Genomic DNA, 15,316 nt, shown 5'->3' with positions numbered 1-15,316 from the left:
GGCGATGAGCATTCAGTCGCCTGGGGGATTCATGACGAGGATTGGTGAGCGTCTGCCTTCTGTCGCTGTGTCCAATGCTAGCGCCGTGGCGGACGTGCGCTCCGCCCGCGCGTTCGTGGACCTGCTCGGCTCGGTGATTTCGGCACAGGGGGCCGCGCCGGTCGCGGCCGCCCGCTACTACGCTACCGAGTCCCTGGGCCCTTCCACCGCCGTGCAGCAGGCGGCCCACGCGAAGGAGGTCCTTCCCTCGCTGCTGGGGGTGCTGACCGACGAACGGCTGGCGCGCTGCATCGACGAGGCCTACCGGGAAACCTTCCAGGGCGACCGGTGGCCGCGCGGGCCGGAGCGGTCCCAGTGGCTGGGCTTCGCGCGTGAGCTCCGAGCCAAGGACCCGAAAATCACCGCTGAACAGGTCCGCTCCGCCATCGCGAACGAGCTGCGGCTCCAGCGGGACGGACTGGATGTCGCGACGCCCGAGAACATCGACCTGTACATCCGCGAAGCCATCAGCTGGGTGAGCTGGTGCTACGAGGGCAACGCGCGTTCCGCCACCGAGGATGACATGCGCCAGTGGCGTGCCTTCGCCGCCGAGAAGAAGCGGGAGAATCCCGACATCCAGCCGGAGGACCTCAAGTACGCCATCATCGACGCGGTGCGGGCGAAGGTGACGAAGATGGACTCGACGTCACCGGAGAACGTCGACCGATTCATCGAGGATGCCGTCAAGTGGGTCACGCTCTGCTACCAGGGCGAGGAGCGCTGCGCCACGCCGGCGGAGATGACGTACTGGCGCGCCTTCGCGGCGGAGAAGCTGCGGGAGGACCCGGAGATGTCTCCGGAGGCGCTCAAGTACGCCATCACCGATACCCTCCGCGCGAAGATGACGGGCACGGACTCCACGTCGCCCGAGAACATCGACCGGTTCATCGACGACGCCGTCAGGTGGGTGTCGCTGTGTTACGAGGGCCGCGAGCGCCACGCCTCCCCGGCGGAGCTGGCGCACTGGCGCGCCTTCGCCAACGCGGAGCTCGCCGAGAATCCAAAGGTGGCTCCGGAGGAGCTCCGGAACGCCATCACCGACGCCATCCGGGCGCAGGCGCTGGGCGTGGAGACGTTGTCCCCCGCCCATATCGATCGCTACATCATGGAGGCCATTGGCTGGGTGTCCCTCTGTTACCTGGGGACGTCTCGCGCCCCCACGTCGGAAGAGCTGCAGCGCTGGCGCGCCTTCGCGGCGGAGAAGCTGAAGGACGACCCGGAGCTCACCCCGGAGACGCTCAAGTACGCCATCAGCGATGCGGTGCGTAACGAGCTGACGGGCATGAGCAAGCCCGCGGAGCTCAACATCGATCGCTTCATCCGAGAGGCCTACGAATTCCTGTTCCACGCCTATCGAGGCATGCCCGCGGACATGTCCCGCCAGCCGACGCCGCGTGAGATGCATGAATGGCGGCAGTTCGCCCGGGCCAGGCTCAGGGCAGAGCCGAAGCTGTCGAGCGAGGAGCTCAACTCCTATCTCCTCGACAGTCTTCGAACCGCGCTGTCCAATCAGTGACGAGGAGCATCTGACGGATAGGGGCTCTATCGAGGGGGGCCGTCCGAGCTGTGTTTCAGGCCGGTGGAGGTCCTCGTCGGAGCGGGCCAGGCGTGTGAGGGGATGGCGCACGCCTCCCCATGCGGGCTTCAAATTTCCACCAGAGGCCAGACCCCATCACAGACAGAAACGAATGTTCCAGCCCATGGATGAATTTCGCGTGTCGCGCGTCACTTCGCGTTGCTGATTCCACGCGTCTGACGGTAAAGCCCGCCGCGCTCGCCGAGCGCATCGACATCAGGGCCGGGCCTGGCTTCGGCGACAGGGAGAGCACATGCGAGTCGCGGTAGTAGGGTGGACAAGTCTGTGGTGCATCGCGCTGTTCGCCTGTGGTGGTTCCTCCGGAAGCGCGGACAGCGCGGAGCGGAGCGGGGACGCGGCTGTCCTCGCGGATTCGCGAACCTTGACGTGCGCCAGTCTCCAGGTCGCGAGTGGCTACATTGGCTCGGGACAGACCGTCCAGGGGCTGCACACGCAGACGTTGTCGGGTACGCAGGACCGCTGGGCGGAGTACGTCGAGTTCTCGCCCGGCAGCTCCGCCACGTGCACGTATGCGCTCCCCTCGGACGTGGGCGCCGCCGACGTCATCGCCGCCGAGGTGGGCATCAACTATCGAGGGCCCCACAAGTCGCAGATGCGCTGGCTGTTCGAGGCGTGGGACTACGAGGGGGGCGCCTGGGTGCTGGTGGGCGACAACACCTTCGCGCAGTCCTGGACGTGGACCGCCACGTCGCTCGCGCTGACGTCTCCCCAGCGCTTCGTCAGCGGAGGCCCGGTGAAGCTGCGCTACCGCACGACGTCCACGGCGGATGCGTCGCTGCTGGACCTGCTCGTGGTGCGCATCCAGGTCGCCGCCTCGGACGCGGGCACGCCCGGCGACGCGGGGACTCCTGGCGACGCGGGCACACCCTCCGACGCGGGAACGGGAACCGACGCCGGCACGCCCCTGGGGTGGGAGGGCGTCAACAGCTTCACCTACCAGCTCACGAACTATCCCCAGGGGAAGCTCGACACCATCGCGGCCTCGAAGTTCGACCTCGCCATCGTCGACCTGGCGCGCGACGGCTACGATGACTGGTTCACCGCTGCCGAAATCACCGCGCTCAAGGCCCAGGGCAAGCAGGTGCTCGCGTACTTCGAGATTGGCGCCATCGAGAATTACCGCCCCGAGTGGTCCCAGGTACCTGACGACCTGAAGCTCGGCCCCGTGGGCGGCTGGCCCAACGAGCAGTACGTGAAGTACTGGGACGAGCGATGGTGGCCCATCGTCCAGGGCCGCATCGACCAGGCGCTCGCCGCGGGCTTCACCGGCTGCTACCTGGACATGGTGGTGACGTACGAGGAGATTCCCGCGAACTCCGCGGGAACCAATCGCGCCGACCTCGCGCGGAAGATGGTGGCCCTCATCGAGCGCATCAGCCAGTACGCCAAGGCACGCAACCCGGCCTTCAAGGTGATGCCGCAGAACTCCCCGGAGCTGGTGGATGACCCCGCCTACCTGCCCGCCATCGACGGGCTGGGCATGGAGGACATGTACTGGTCCGACGACAACCCCTGCGACGAAGGCTGGTGCGAGGAGAACCGGACGAACGCCGCCCGGGTCCGCGCGGCCGGCAAGCTGGTGCTCTCCACCGACTACGCCACCCAGGCCGCTCACGTCGCGGACGCCTATACCCGCTCGCGCGCGGCGGGCTTCGTCCCCTACGTCACCGTGCGTGCGCTGGACCAGATGACGGTGAACGCGGGGTGGGATCCGCAGTAGCAGCTCCGGCCGTCCGGCGCTCCTCCATGGGTGGGGGGCGCCGGTGGCGGCTGCGTCCTCACCGTCCGTGTGAGCCGCCCACCCGCAAGCACCCGCGCGCCTCCCTGGGCGAGCTCCCAGAAGCAGCACGGCGGCCGGGTTGCCGGCGCGGCGTTGCGAGGTGAAGGCGTCGAACCGGAGGAGGCGAGCTTGCATGCTCCCGCGCGAGGGGGGGCGCGCTCAGCCCTCGCAAAAGTTCTAGCTGCCGTTCCGGGACATCTGCCGGCAATCAGCCGGGGGCGCGCGTTGCGTGAAGGTAATGATTGTCCCCTTCATCGGCATAGGTGGCGACGAGGCGCAGGCCGGACTGGTCGAGCAGCTCGCGATAGGCATCGAGGCCAAGCGAGTGCGAGGGCCTGTTGGTCAGCGTGTCGGTCCAGCCGCAGGCCTGGCGCGGGGCGGTGAAGAGGAAGTGGCCGCCCGGCGCGAGAGCGCGTGCCGTGCGGGCGATGACGGCACGCTGAGCCTCGGGCCTCAGCAGGAAGATGAGGCCGATCGCCACGGCCGCATCGAACCGGCGGCCGAAGAACACGCTGTCCTGCGCTGCCTCGCACGCCGCCTCCGCCGCGGGAAAGCGCCGGCGGAAGGCCGCGACGAGCGTGGGGGAGGCGTCGACGCCGAAGACGCGAAATCCCGCCGCGAGCAGCACCTCGGCGATTGGCACGCCAGAGCCGCAGCCAATGTCCAGCACCACGTCGCCCGCGCGCAGGTGGCGCCTGGCCCAGTCCTGGACGAGGTCGGCGCCGATTCGTGAGCGTGCGGCGATGAATCGATCGGCGATCTCTTCCCAGCCTTCGGAGCGATCATCGTCCATTCGCTGTCCTCGTGCCGGCCGGTTGTGTGAAGCGACGCGCGGCCCTTTCCAGAAGCATAGCGAGGCCTCGCTGCGCGTGCTCCAGGAGCGGCGCTTCACGCGCGTGGGCAGCGCATTGTGGGGAGGGGCTGCGCCAGGTTCAGCACCTCGCCTGTTGGAGGGCCGAGAGATGGAGCTGCGCATGTGTTGCTCCTGCCCCTGCCCGAGTGCTCCGACGCGGTGTAGGTTTCGCGCATGCGGGACCTGCAATCGCACGGATGGATGTGGGTGAAGGCGCTCCTCTTCGTTGGTATCGGCCTGGTAGCGTCGGCGCTCATCCTCATGCAGCTGCCTGACTGGCGCATCCTGCTCCTGCTCGGCCTCGCCATCTGGGCGTTCTGTCGCGCCTACTACTTCGCCTTCTACGTCATCGAGCGGTACATCGACCCCTCGTTCCGCTTCTCCGGCCTCATCTCGGCCCTGCGCTATCTCGTCAACAAGCGATAGCGGCGAGCATCAAGGTTGTTTTCCGAGGGCGCGTGCTCAACCGCGAGCATGCCCTCAGCGTCAGGCCTGGAGCGCTCCGTTGATGAAGGTGAGCTTCGGGCTGCGGAATCCCATCCTGAGCCACGCACCGAGCAGCTTGACGAAGAAGAACCCCGAGTGCGTCTTGTAGTTCGGGACATCGTCGGACAGCACCACGCCGGCCGGAAGGTCGCCTGTCATGGTTCGCATCTCGAGCCGGGGCAGCGTCCCCGTGGGCCAGAGGCTTCCATAGAGACTGAGCCAGTGGCCACTCTCGAACTCGAGGAAGATGGGCGTGTTGCAGCAGGAGGCGACGACCCGGCGGGTCTTCGCCTCAGGCGTGAGGCGGAACTCCTTGAGCTGGCCGGTGCCCTCCAGGAAGCGGACACGGTCCTTGCGGTAGAGCACGAAGCGCGTGGTGCCATTCGTTCCCAGGACCTGTCGGGCCAAGGGGAGGGACTGCAGCCGGGTGCCTGCCGTACGGCAGCTGGTGCAGCAGCACTCAGCGCTGACGATGGGGGCGCCCTCCACCTGGAGATGGACCTGTCCGCAGGCGCAGTGAAGCTGAGAGGGCTGTGTCATGGCTGTGATTTCTCCTTGAGGGGGCAGCCGAAGAGGAGGCGGATGTACCGGTCGAGGTGATCGAGGCTTTCGCGTGCCAGGGCGGGATCGTTCCCCGCCTTGGCCAGAACGAAGGCGCCTTGAATGACCGCCTGGGTGTGACGCGCCAGGCTCTTGGCCGTCCAGCCCCCTGCGATGCGCCGCTTCTTCATGGCGGCGCCAATATCCGCCTCGAGCGTTTCGGCATGGCGGAGGATGCTCGCGCCGCAGGCATCGCGGATGTCCGGCGAGCTCGCGTAGACCTCCTGCACCATCGTGCCCACCAGGCAGGTGAACTCAGCCAGGTCTCCCGCGATCAATGACTTGCGGAAGGCCACGTAGGCCAGGACCCGCTCGAGTGGGTCGCTGGGGGCGTGGTAGGGCGCGCCCGCGAAGAGGGCGCTCGTCGTCTCGGCCCAGTGCTCCGCGGCTGCCACGCCGAGCGCTTCCTTGCTCTTGAAGTGATGGAAGAACGAGCCCTTCGTCACCTCGGCGCTTTGACAGAGCTCGTCGACCGAGGTCGCGGTGAAGCCCTTGGTGCGAATCGTCTCGCGAGCGGCCTCGAGGAGTCGGGTCCTCGCATCGCCTCGTTCAGGCGCGCGTTTCGGCGGGCGGGGCATATGGAGGCGGCATACCGTATGGTCGGTATAGGCGCAAGCCCGGTGACATTGGGGAGGCCGTCCGCAGTCCGCCGCGCAGTCACGCTCGTTTCCAGCGTGTGCATGCGCCCGAGCCCCTCGTGGAGGAGCGCGCACCCGCCCATCGTGCGCCGCCAGCCCCACCGATGCAGCGCCGCGAGCAGCGGGTCCCGTGCGCGCTTCGCGTGCGCGTACCCCGGGGCGAACATCATTCGCGAAAGCGTCAGCCTTCACGAACGGGTGGACGAGCAGAGCCACGTCGTCATTGCCATGGGCTCACGCATGGTCAGGGGGCATCCGGGGGCGTGCTTCCAAAGGACCGCGGCGGTGGCCCGCAGTGAGTGGGGTTTGTCGACTGTCTGGCGCTCCACTGCCTGGCATCCGCTCGCGGGAGCCTACGCCCCCATCAGGCCGAGTGATTCACGCGGGAAGTCCAGGCGCCTGTCCGCCTGGCCGGCACCACGCGTTTTGATTGCGGCCGGCACACCCCGCGCGTACCTTCCGCTCAAGTTACATGGGCTCCCATATAAATCAGGTCGCAGGTGCGGAGCAGGGCGAGGTGCGAGAGGTGATGGACGGCATCCGCCGTCTGGTGCGCCTCCTGCGCGTTTCGGCCCGAGCGTCCGAGCGGTTGGTGGGTATCAGCGGCGCGCAGCTCTTCGTGCTGCAGCGGCTGGCGGAGGCCGGCCCCTGCTCCATCAACACCCTGGCCGAGCAGACCCTCACGCACCAGAGCAGCGTGTCGGCGGTGGTGGCGCGCCTCATCGAACGGGGGCTCGTCACGCGCCGGCCCTCGCCGGAGGACGGCCGCCGGGTGGAGGTGTCGCTGGCGCCAGCGGGCCGGGCGTTGTTGCGCGAGGCGCCGCCCATGGCCCAGGCCCAGCTCATCGCCGGGCTGCGGAGGCTGAAGCCGGGCGTACGCGAGGGATTGGCGCGCGGACTGTCCGCGCTGGTGTCGGAGCTGGGGCTGGACGGCGACTCGCCGCCGCTCTTCTTCGAGGAAGAGACGAAGCCGCGCGGGCGGCGCAAGGAGAAGGTGGATGGAGCGGCCTGAAGTGGAGCGCGTCGAGGAGGGCCAGGGCAGCGGCCCCGAGGCGCGGGAGACGTTGCCGGTGGCCCCGTCGATGGGGCCGGCGCTCGCGGGCGTGCGCACGCCGCGCGCAATGGAGTCGGTGGACCGGCGCGTGGTGTTCATCAGCGCCATCGCCGTGGTGCTGGCGCTGGCCGCGGGGCTGGTGGCGCAGGCGCTGGGCTCGCTCATCGAGCTCATCACCAACATCGCCTTCTTCGGCCGCTTCAGCACCGCGCCGGTGTCCCCGGCGGACAACACGTTGGGCCCGTGGGTCATCGTGGTGCCGGTGGTGGGCGCCATCATCGTCGGCTTCATGGCGCGCTATGGCTCGCGCGCCATCCGCGGGCACGGCATCCCCGAGGCGATGGAGAACGTGCTCTACAATCAGAGCCGCATCCCGCCGCGCATGACGTTCCTCAAGCCGCTGTCGTCGGCGGTGGCCATCGGCACCGGCGGCCCCTTCGGCGCGGAGGGGCCCATCATCGCCACGGGCGGCGCGCTGGGCTCGCTGGTGGGGCAGTTGCTCCACGTCACCGCGGACGAGCGCAAGGCCCTGCTGGCCGCGGGCGCGGCGGCGGGCATGGCGGCGACATTCGGCGCGCCGGTGTCCGCGGTGCTGCTCGCGGTGGAGTTGCTCCTGTTCGAGTACAGGCCCCGCTCCGTCATCCCCGTGGCGCTGGCCACCGCCACCGCGACGGGCGTGCGCATGGCCTTCGTGGGGGGCGCGCCCGCGTTCGCCATGCCGGACCTCCTGCCCCCGAGCGGCGCCGCGCTCGCCTTCTACGTGGTGCTGGGCGCGGCGGTGGGCGTGGCCTCCATGCTGGTCACCCGCGCGGTGTATGCCATTGAGGACGCCTTCGAGAAGCTGCCGCTGCACTGGATGTGGTGGCCAGCGCTGGGCGCGGTGGTGGTGGGCGTGGTGGGCTATTTCTCCCCTCGCACGCTGGGCGTGGGCTACATCAACATCGAGGACATCCTCTCCGGCCGCTTCGTGGGCACGGCGATGCTGTTCTTCTGCGCGATGAAGTTCATCTCCTGGTCGGTGGCGCTGGGCAGCGGCACCTCGGGCGGCACGCTGGCGCCACTCTTCACGCTGGGCGGTGGCCTGGGCTCCGGATTGGGGCTGCTGGCCACGCACCTGGCGCCGGGGCTGGGCGTGGACGTGCGCGTGGCGGCGCTGGTGGGCATGGCGGCCATCTTCGCGGGGGCGTCCCGTGCGCTGTTGGCCTCGGTCGTGTTCGCCTTCGAGACGACGCGCCAGCCCATGGGGCTGCTGCCGCTGCTGGGCGGCTGTGCGGCGGCGTATCTCGTGTCCGCGCTGATGATGCGCCACTCCATCATGACGGAGAAGCTGGCCCGGCGCGGCGGGCGCGTCCTCACCGAGTACGGCGTGGATGCGCTGGGACAGGCGCTGGTGCGCGACGTGGGGCTCAGGCCCGTGGTGTCGCTGGAGGCGGACCGGCCGCTGGAAGAGGTGCGCGCGTGGCTCGCCTCCGGTTCGGCGGGCACCACGCACCAGGGCTTCCCGGTGGTGGCTGGCGGGGTGCTCGTCGGTGTCGTCACCCGCCGCGACCTGCTGGACGGCCGCGACGCCACGGGCCGGCGCGTGCGCGAGCTGGTGAAGCGTCCTCCGGCGGTGGCGTACGCGGACAGCTCGCTGCGCGAGGCGGCGGACCTGATGGTGGAGGAGGGCGTGGGCCGGCTGCCGGTGGTGCACCGCGACGCGCCCACGCGCGTCGTGGGCATCCTCACCCGCAGTGATTTGCTCGGCGCCAACCGGCGGAGGCTGGAGGACTCGCGGAGAATGGAGCGCGGTGTGGGAGGCCCACGGCGGACGGGCCCGCAGCCGGCATGAAGCCGACGGACGCAGAGGCCGCGTCCGAGCGCAGGCGGGGGAGATGTTGAAGCTCCAGCCCCATTGCCGTCCGGGGGGCGGTGCCCCCCGGGCGATGGCATGCCGTGCTCGTTCTGCGTGGAAGCATTGAAGTCCCCCAGCACGACCACTTCGCGGGCGGGAGGCCCTTCCTCTTTGCCCGCGGCGAGGTGGACGTTCCCACTGCCCCATGAGTGACCTGCGCGCGGGAGAAGCGCGACCCGCCAGTCATGATTCCCGAAAAAGCCAGACGGAGAGGCCATGCCACCGTGGCCGTGGATGTTTCCACTCCGGGAAGAGTGTCCAGGGGCGAGCACCGTCTGTGCATTCACCCTCGCATCCAGATGGGGGGCACGCTAAGCCTCGCAATGCCAAATGCGAAAGGAGCAGCCTCTTGAGATTCCATTCCATGCCCATGCTGGCCATGCTCGTGGGAGTCAGTGCGCTGGTCGCTGGATGCGGTGCTGAGGGGGAGATGCCAGGGGCGGAGGTGTCACCCGAGCTCGCGCCATACTCCGGGGAGGCTGTTCCGCCCCAGGCCGAGGAGGGCACCGTGACGGCGGCCGCCTGTTCCCATAACTCGACCCAATGGGTGCGGGATGGGTGTTGCACGCAGACCGCCACCCGACGCCGTCAGCAGATTTGCATCTACGGGACCTGGTACTCGACGAACGTGTCCGAGTGTTATTACCCGACATCGTACTGCCTCTGAGCGGTGCGCAAAGGAGGCCACAGCGCGTCCCGCAGCCACCGCATTTCTCCTGAGGGGGCCGGGCTTGCTTCGCGGGCGTGGGCAGCCGCTCCGCGCCTCCCGTAACCGTACTTCGCTCCACGTTCGTGCGGGAGTCCCTCCCATCCCGCAGCCACAAGGAGGTGGTGGAGCCTGTTGCCGCCCATGTCCTGAATCTCATGTCGGGGGACGACTGGTTCGGGATGTAGGCCCCCATCCCGGAGGACAGGGTGGGCTTCAGGGCGACAGCCTCACGAGGAGGGCGAATCCCCCATCTTCAGAGGGGTCCTCCGTCTGAGCCACGCGGATGACCTCCAGCTCCTCGAGGAGGCCAAGGAAGAACACCTCACCCAAGGGTTCAGGCCCAGCAGCGTCGGCGACAGTCCGTCTCCCACGGCTCGAGACCAACGGTGGCTGCCGTCGGGCCCGTAGCTGGCCACGTAGGTGCACTCCTGGCCAGCCTGGTAGGGATTCAGGGGGCTGTCGCCCGGGTCCGTCTCATGGCTGAACTTGCCCGACGTCACCATGTTGCCCTGCGCATCCACGACGAGGTCGCCACCGATGGACGCCGCCGTACATGCGTCCCCAGCGGTCCGTCTCTCGCATTCGCAGCCGCAACTCCGGGGCAAAGCCATACGTGGGGTGCCGGGTCGACGCGAGTCCGTGCCGTCTCTCCCCTCTGGCAGGAGGGCGAAGCTGTACAGGCCATTCCCCGTCACATGCCGGGTGGGGTTGGAGTGAGCAAGCGGATGAGAGACCCGCCCTCGCGTCCGAACGGGCGGATGCACCAGCGCCCGCCGGGCTGCCTGTCCGTCCCACGACGAAGGTGTTGGAGCCGGTGGCCGCCACCGTCCCGTTCGAGCCCGCAGTGGTGACGGGCGGCGGATTGACTCCAGGCATTACGGGTGCGCCGAACATCCACAGTCCCTCAATGGCTGGCAACGCGGATGATGACCTTGCCGGTGGTCGCCCTCGCCGCCAGGGCTTGATGGGCTCGTGCCACGTCCGCCAGGGGGAAGGTCTGCCCGACGACGACCTGGAGGGTGCCAACCTCGACGAGGGAGAGCGCCTCGCGCAGCGCCGCCTGACGTTCCTCCAAGGGGAGTGTGAAGGTGGCGAAGCCGACGATGGACTGGTTCTGGGCGACCAGTCCCATCATCTGCTCGCGGTTCCACTGGGAGTCGAACATGCTCTCCGCGCCGAAGAGCACCAGCCGGCCCCGGGCCGCGAGGGCTTGGAGGCCACGCGCACCAGCCTCGGCCCCTCCGGAGACGAAGACGACATCCGCTCCAAGTCCACCCGTGGCCTCCCGGACTCGCGCGGGCCAGTCCGGCTGCGTGGTGTCCACGGTCGCGTCCGCGCCGAGCCGTGTCGCGAGGGCACGCTTGGGCTCACTGCTCGCGCCGCCGATGACCCGCGCCGCCCTTCGCTTCCTGGCGAGCTGCACGAGCAATGTGCCCACCCCGCCCGCGGCGGAGGGGATGAAGACGGACTCCCCTGCCTGGAGACGAGCGCCCACGCGCAAACCGAGCAGGGCCGTGGGAGCCTGCGCGGGCAGCGCCACCGCTTGTTCGAAGGACACGGCCGCTGGGATCGGTAGCAGCGCCGACGCGGGCGCGAGTGCGTACTCCGCGAAGGCTCCCTGGTTGGGGAGGAGCGCGACGACTCGCATCCCCGGCGCGAGACCCTGGACCGAACCGCCCACCGCGTCGATGACGCCCGCTGCCTCCAGCCCCGGAATGAAGGGCAGCGGAGGCGTGCCGAGCAGCCGTCCCTCCCGCTGACCCAGGTCTGTGAAGTTGAGCCCGGCGGCATGGACCCGAATGCGGACTTCGTGGTCGCCCGGCGTCGGCACGGGCACTTCTTCGAGACGGAGTTGTTCGGGGCTGCCGAACTCGCGCAATTGGATGGCCTTCATGGCGCTGTGTCTCCCCAGTGAGGATGCGCCTGGACCTATAGTCCTCGTGGAAAGGACGAACATGCGCCAGAAGTCCGTTTCTCTCGTCCAATCGTCCGGAACCCAGCCGCCGGGGATGGACGTCCTCGCGGATGCGCTGCGTGGCGTGCGGCTGCGAAGCCGCGTGGACGCCCGCTACGAGATGACCGCGCCGTGGGGCATGCGTGTCGACGGGTGTCCGTTCCCGCTCTTCTACGCGGTGATGCGAGGCAGCTGTCTGCTGTCCACGGATGACCAGGAGCTGTCCCTGGCGGGAGGGGACTTCGTGTTCATCCCCGCGGGTGTGCGCTTCGTGCTCCGAGACAGGAAGGGCACACGGGCGCTCCCCATCTCGGAGGTGTACGCGACGCGCGGCCACATGCGCTGTGGAGGCCTTCTCCACTATGGCGGAGGGGGCGCCGCGGTGACGCTGGTGGTGGGCTCATTCACGTTCGAGGGAGAGACGCACAGCCCGCTCATCAGGCACCTGCCCACGCTGCTGCACGTGAAGGGCGACGCGGAGTCGACGCCACGCTGGCTGGAGTCCACGCTGCGATTCGTGGCATCCGAAATCGAGGCGAAGCAGCCAGGCTACGAGACGGTGGTTGGCCGGCTCGCCGACGTGCTCTTCGTGCAGGCACTCCGAGCGCACATGGCGTCGTCCTCCGGGGAGAACGGCTGGCTACGCGCGCTGGTGGACCCGCGCATCGGCGCGGTGTTGCAGCGAATGCACGAGAAGCCCGAAGCACCGTGGACGTTGGAGGGACTTGCTCGAATCGCAAGCATGTCCCGCTCCGTGTTCGCGGAACGCTTCCGCTCCCTGGTGGGAGAAGCGCCGCTGGCGTACCTCACCCGGTGGCGGATGCATCGCGCCATGGGCTTGATGCGGGAGCGGCACCGGTCGATGGCGGAGGTGGCGCGCGCCGTGGGCTACGAGACGGAGAGCTCCTTCGGCAAGGCCTTCAAGCGAAGCGTGGGCGTGACGCCCGGTGCGTTCCGACAACGAGAAGCTGCGGCGGTGAAAGACACGTGAGGTGGAGTCGGCGCATCGTGGGGCCGGACTGGCTTGGGGCGCGCCATGGCGCGATACACCATTCGACTCGGCACTGTCCCCATTTCCAAACCTGCCGTCCCGGCGCATGGCGCGTGCGTCGCCCTTCAGCGGCTCTTTTCAGCTCCATTGCACCGGCCCACTTCCTTCAAGTCTGACATGGTTGTGAATTAGCGGATTCTGAGAGCGATATTCTCAGTTGGATTTCGCTAATCTGCTGCGCAGGCCGACATCGCTGCATCTCGAACCTCCATCTCGCCAGTCGACGGCCGGGGCGCTGCTTCACCTCCATCACGTGAATCAGCGTTCACCAGGTCCCGGCGCGTCCGGGCAAAGCAACTCAGACATCGTCTGAGAGGAATCGGAGACACGACATGTCGTTCCCGCTTCATAAGGCAGCGAACGTGAAGGGAATGCAGTGGAGCGCGGTGCTGCTGGCAGGTCTGGTTGGCTGTGGCCAGGAGACACAGGAGCCGGCGCCCGAACAGGAAGCCATCAAGGCCGTGGAGGCGCAGGCGCAGAAGCTCCAACCTCCCGAGGGCTGTACCGAAATCACGATGGGGGAGCTGGCCAACGGCATCGGGCTGACGCCAGCGATGTACTCGCCGCAGCCGACGTACCGCGGCACCTTCAACAGCTTGGGTGACCCGGCGTTCGCGGACCCCGCGCGCATCCGCCTCGACGTGAACACGGCGCCCGGCCTGTATGACCTGTCCGTGGGCGGAGGCAACACCTTCGCCTGTGATCGCTGCGTCTTCGGCTATCAGGACGAGGGCTCACCCATGGAGAAGTTCTTCGTCGCCGACGCGGGAACGCTCCTGCTCGCGGTGAAGGTGTCTCCGCAGCAGACCATTGGCGCGCTGGCCAATGTGACGCTGCGCGAATCGGTGGATGCCCCGCCCCTCAACGCGCCGTACTGGGGCAGCGCGGTGGTTCCGGGGGGCGAGTGCCGGTGGATTCGCTTCGCGACGTGGAACACCGTGCGCCAGGGTGGGTGCGACCCTCGCCAGGGCTCGTTGACGGCGAACCTGCCGGACACCACCTGCGTCCCGGATGACTACGCAGCCTCCGACGGCACGCTGGAGCGCGCGCTGGGGACCAAGGTCCAGGGAGAGGCCTGCACGAAGACCGAGGCGGCGAGCGAGCACGAACTGGCCTCGACGGATTGCGAGCAGGGCTTCGCCTGCACCGACCTGCTGTCGGAGAACGCCCAGTGCCTCAAGACGTGTGACTTCATGGCACCCAACCCCGGCTGTCCCTCCGGCACCATCTGTGGCGTGTACGGCCTGTGCGTCGAGCAGCCCGTCCTCGAACAGTCCGGCTTCGCGTTCGACCCCGCGTTGATTGGCGAGACCTGCAACCTGGAGTTCGCTGAGTTCTGCGGCACCGAGGGCGCGCGCGGTGTGTGTGTCGACCTGAACCGCGACGGCAAGGGCGAGTGCTACCCCTACCACCGCGCCCGCTCCGAGTGTGGCCCGGGCGATGAGCTGGGTTACGTCGGCTACGCGCTCGCCGGTGGCGGCTTCGACCGCGGCTACGGTTTCTGCTACCACGACGGCCTCTAATCCTCCCCGCTACTGCCCGGCTTCTCACGTGAGCCGGGCGGTGGTGCATTCAGGGCGGGCCCTGAGGGAAACCTTCCTTCGGGAGCAAGGACGCGCTGCTGACGGACGTGACGCGGGAGTACGGTGCGCGGCGGAGCCGCGGCGCGCGCACGGGGAACGGCCGCTCGGTCAAATTCTCAGGCGCGAGCTTGGGGTGAAGCGCGCTCCAGCACCACGCTGAGCTGTGTGCTCAGAGCGCGGCGGGTTGGCCCGGGGTGAGGATGCGCACGCGGGCGTCATCGGGGAACGCGGCGCGCACCTCGGGCTCCTCCGCGAGCGGTTCGAAGGTTCCATAGTGCATGGGGACGATGATGGAGGGCCGGAAGTACTTGCGGATGGCGAGCGCCGCCGTGCGTGGGTCCAGCGCCCACCGTCCACCACCGACTGCGAGCAGAACGATGTCTGGGTGGAACAGCTCCTGGATGAGTGACATGTCGCCAAACATCCACGTGTCACCCGTGTGGTAGAGCGAGCGCCCGTCCGCGAACGTGAGGACGTACCCGAGCGGCCGTCCACCGGGGTCCGTCGAATGCATCGCGGGCACAGCGTCGACGCGCACGTCGCCCACATGAAAGCCCCCGCCTACGTTGACGCTGTGCTGTTGCTCCTCCGGAATCTTCATCGCGCGCAGGTGCTCGCCGGTGCTGACGATGAGCGAGCCCGTGATCTGCGCCAGCTCCGGAACGTCGCTCGCGTGGTCTCCGTGGGCGTGTGTCACGAGGATGGCGGCCGGCTTCTCCGTCGCGTAGCGAGACGGCTCCTTCCAGGCGGCGGGTGTCTTTGGATTTTCCTTCACCCAGGGGTCGATGAGCAGCCGCGTGCCGCCTGGGGAGACGACCTCGAATGCGGCATGTCCTAGCCACGTCACCCGGAGGGGCGCGGAAGGCTCATGACGGTTTGAGGGCGTGGCCTGGACTTGCTGGGCAGCGGTGGGTGTGGTGGGCATGGGCCCGAAGAGGGCGCAGGCGCCCAGCAGATGTGTCGCCAGCAGAAGCGGAGCGAAGGGGCGAAGGACGCGCGTCATCGATTCCTCGTGGAAGGGCAGGCCACCGGGGCCGCGGCCGGAGGACGAGGAATAGGGGCACGGCGGGCCCCCGGG

The 15,316-nt window shown here is 68.6% G+C and carries 12 protein-coding genes; 7 read left to right on the top strand and 5 right to left on the bottom strand.

Translation table 11 applies throughout. From position 1 onward, the window contains the following. Positions 1-31 precede the first annotated feature (31 nt). The gene (locus VZL07_RS07785; RefSeq protein ID WP_426754727.1) at positions 32-1,555 is read left to right on the top strand and encodes a hypothetical protein; all 1,524 of its coding nucleotides are present in this window, start codon (positions 32-34) and stop codon (positions 1,553-1,555) included. A 442-nt stretch (positions 1,556-1,997) separates the two neighbouring features. Beyond that, the gene (locus tag VZL07_RS07780; protein ID WP_426754726.1) at positions 1,998-3,356 is read left to right on the top strand and encodes an endo alpha-1,4 polygalactosaminidase; all 1,359 of its coding nucleotides are present in this window, start codon (positions 1,998-2,000) and stop codon (positions 3,354-3,356) included. A 268-nt stretch (positions 3,357-3,624) separates the two neighbouring features. On the opposite strand, the gene VZL07_RS07775 is transcribed toward VZL07_RS07780, so the two are convergent. Continuing rightward, entirely contained in the window at positions 3,625-4,209 is a 585-nt protein-coding gene (locus VZL07_RS07775; protein ID WP_426754725.1) for a class I SAM-dependent methyltransferase, read from the bottom strand. A gap of 234 nt (positions 4,210-4,443) precedes the next feature. Here VZL07_RS07775 and VZL07_RS07770 point away from each other — a divergent pair, with 234 nt between their 5' ends. Further along, on the top strand, positions 4,444-4,695 hold the full coding sequence (locus VZL07_RS07770; RefSeq protein ID WP_426754724.1) for a hypothetical protein: 252 nt from the start codon (positions 4,444-4,446) through the stop codon (positions 4,693-4,695). Between the two features lie 60 nt (positions 4,696-4,755). Here the strand turns inward: VZL07_RS07770 and VZL07_RS07765 are convergent, their stop codons facing one another. Beyond that, the gene (locus VZL07_RS07765) at positions 4,756-5,295 is read right to left on the bottom strand and encodes a GFA family protein (RefSeq protein WP_426754723.1); all 540 of its coding nucleotides are present in this window, start codon (positions 5,293-5,295) and stop codon (positions 4,756-4,758) included. Beyond that, positions 5,292-5,933: a TetR/AcrR family transcriptional regulator gene (locus VZL07_RS07760; RefSeq protein ID WP_426754722.1), complete on the bottom strand. Its 642-nt coding sequence runs from the start codon at positions 5,931-5,933 to the stop codon at positions 5,292-5,294. The genes VZL07_RS07765 and VZL07_RS07760 overlap by 4 nt, the downstream gene beginning before the upstream one ends. Before the next feature lie 532 nt (positions 5,934-6,465). Here VZL07_RS07760 and VZL07_RS07755 point away from each other — a divergent pair. Both VZL07_RS07755 and VZL07_RS07750 read left to right on the top strand, forming a co-directional pair. Continuing rightward, positions 6,466-7,005, top strand: a complete 540-nt coding sequence (locus VZL07_RS07755; protein WP_426754721.1) for a MarR family winged helix-turn-helix transcriptional regulator — start codon at positions 6,466-6,468, stop codon at positions 7,003-7,005. Further along, on the top strand, positions 6,992-8,878 hold the full coding sequence (locus VZL07_RS07750) for a chloride channel protein (protein WP_426754720.1): 1,887 nt from the start codon (positions 6,992-6,994) through the stop codon (positions 8,876-8,878). Before VZL07_RS07755 ends, VZL07_RS07750 begins: the two co-directional genes overlap by 14 nt. A 1,676-nt stretch (positions 8,879-10,554) precedes the next feature. Here the strand turns inward: VZL07_RS07750 and VZL07_RS07745 are convergent. After that, on the bottom strand, positions 10,555-11,544 hold the full coding sequence (locus VZL07_RS07745) for a quinone oxidoreductase family protein (protein ID WP_426754719.1): 990 nt from the start codon (positions 11,542-11,544) through the stop codon (positions 10,555-10,557). Between the two features lie 61 nt (positions 11,545-11,605). Between VZL07_RS07745 and VZL07_RS07740 the strand changes: the two genes are divergently transcribed. Both VZL07_RS07740 and VZL07_RS07735 read left to right on the top strand, forming a co-directional pair. Continuing rightward, complete coding sequence (locus VZL07_RS07740) at positions 11,606-12,595, top strand: AraC family transcriptional regulator (RefSeq protein WP_426754718.1); 990 nt, start codon at positions 11,606-11,608, stop codon at positions 12,593-12,595. Positions 12,596-13,026: 431 nt separating this feature from the next. Further along, positions 13,027-14,178, top strand: coding sequence for a hypothetical protein (locus VZL07_RS07735; RefSeq protein ID WP_426757253.1), 1,152 nt, complete (start codon positions 13,027-13,029; stop codon positions 14,176-14,178). Positions 14,179-14,407: 229 nt separating this feature from the next. Here the strand turns inward: VZL07_RS07735 and VZL07_RS07730 are convergent, their stop codons facing one another. Next, on the bottom strand, positions 14,408-15,241 hold the full coding sequence (locus VZL07_RS07730; protein WP_426754717.1) for a metal-dependent hydrolase: 834 nt from the start codon (positions 15,239-15,241) through the stop codon (positions 14,408-14,410). Between the last annotated feature and the right edge of the window lie 75 nt (positions 15,242-15,316).

This window comes from Pseudomyxococcus flavus, assembly GCF_050038885.1.
Taxonomy (GTDB): domain Bacteria; phylum Myxococcota; class Myxococcia; order Myxococcales; family Myxococcaceae; genus Myxococcus; species Myxococcus flavus.
This window is presented reverse-complemented; position numbering and strand designations above follow the sequence as displayed.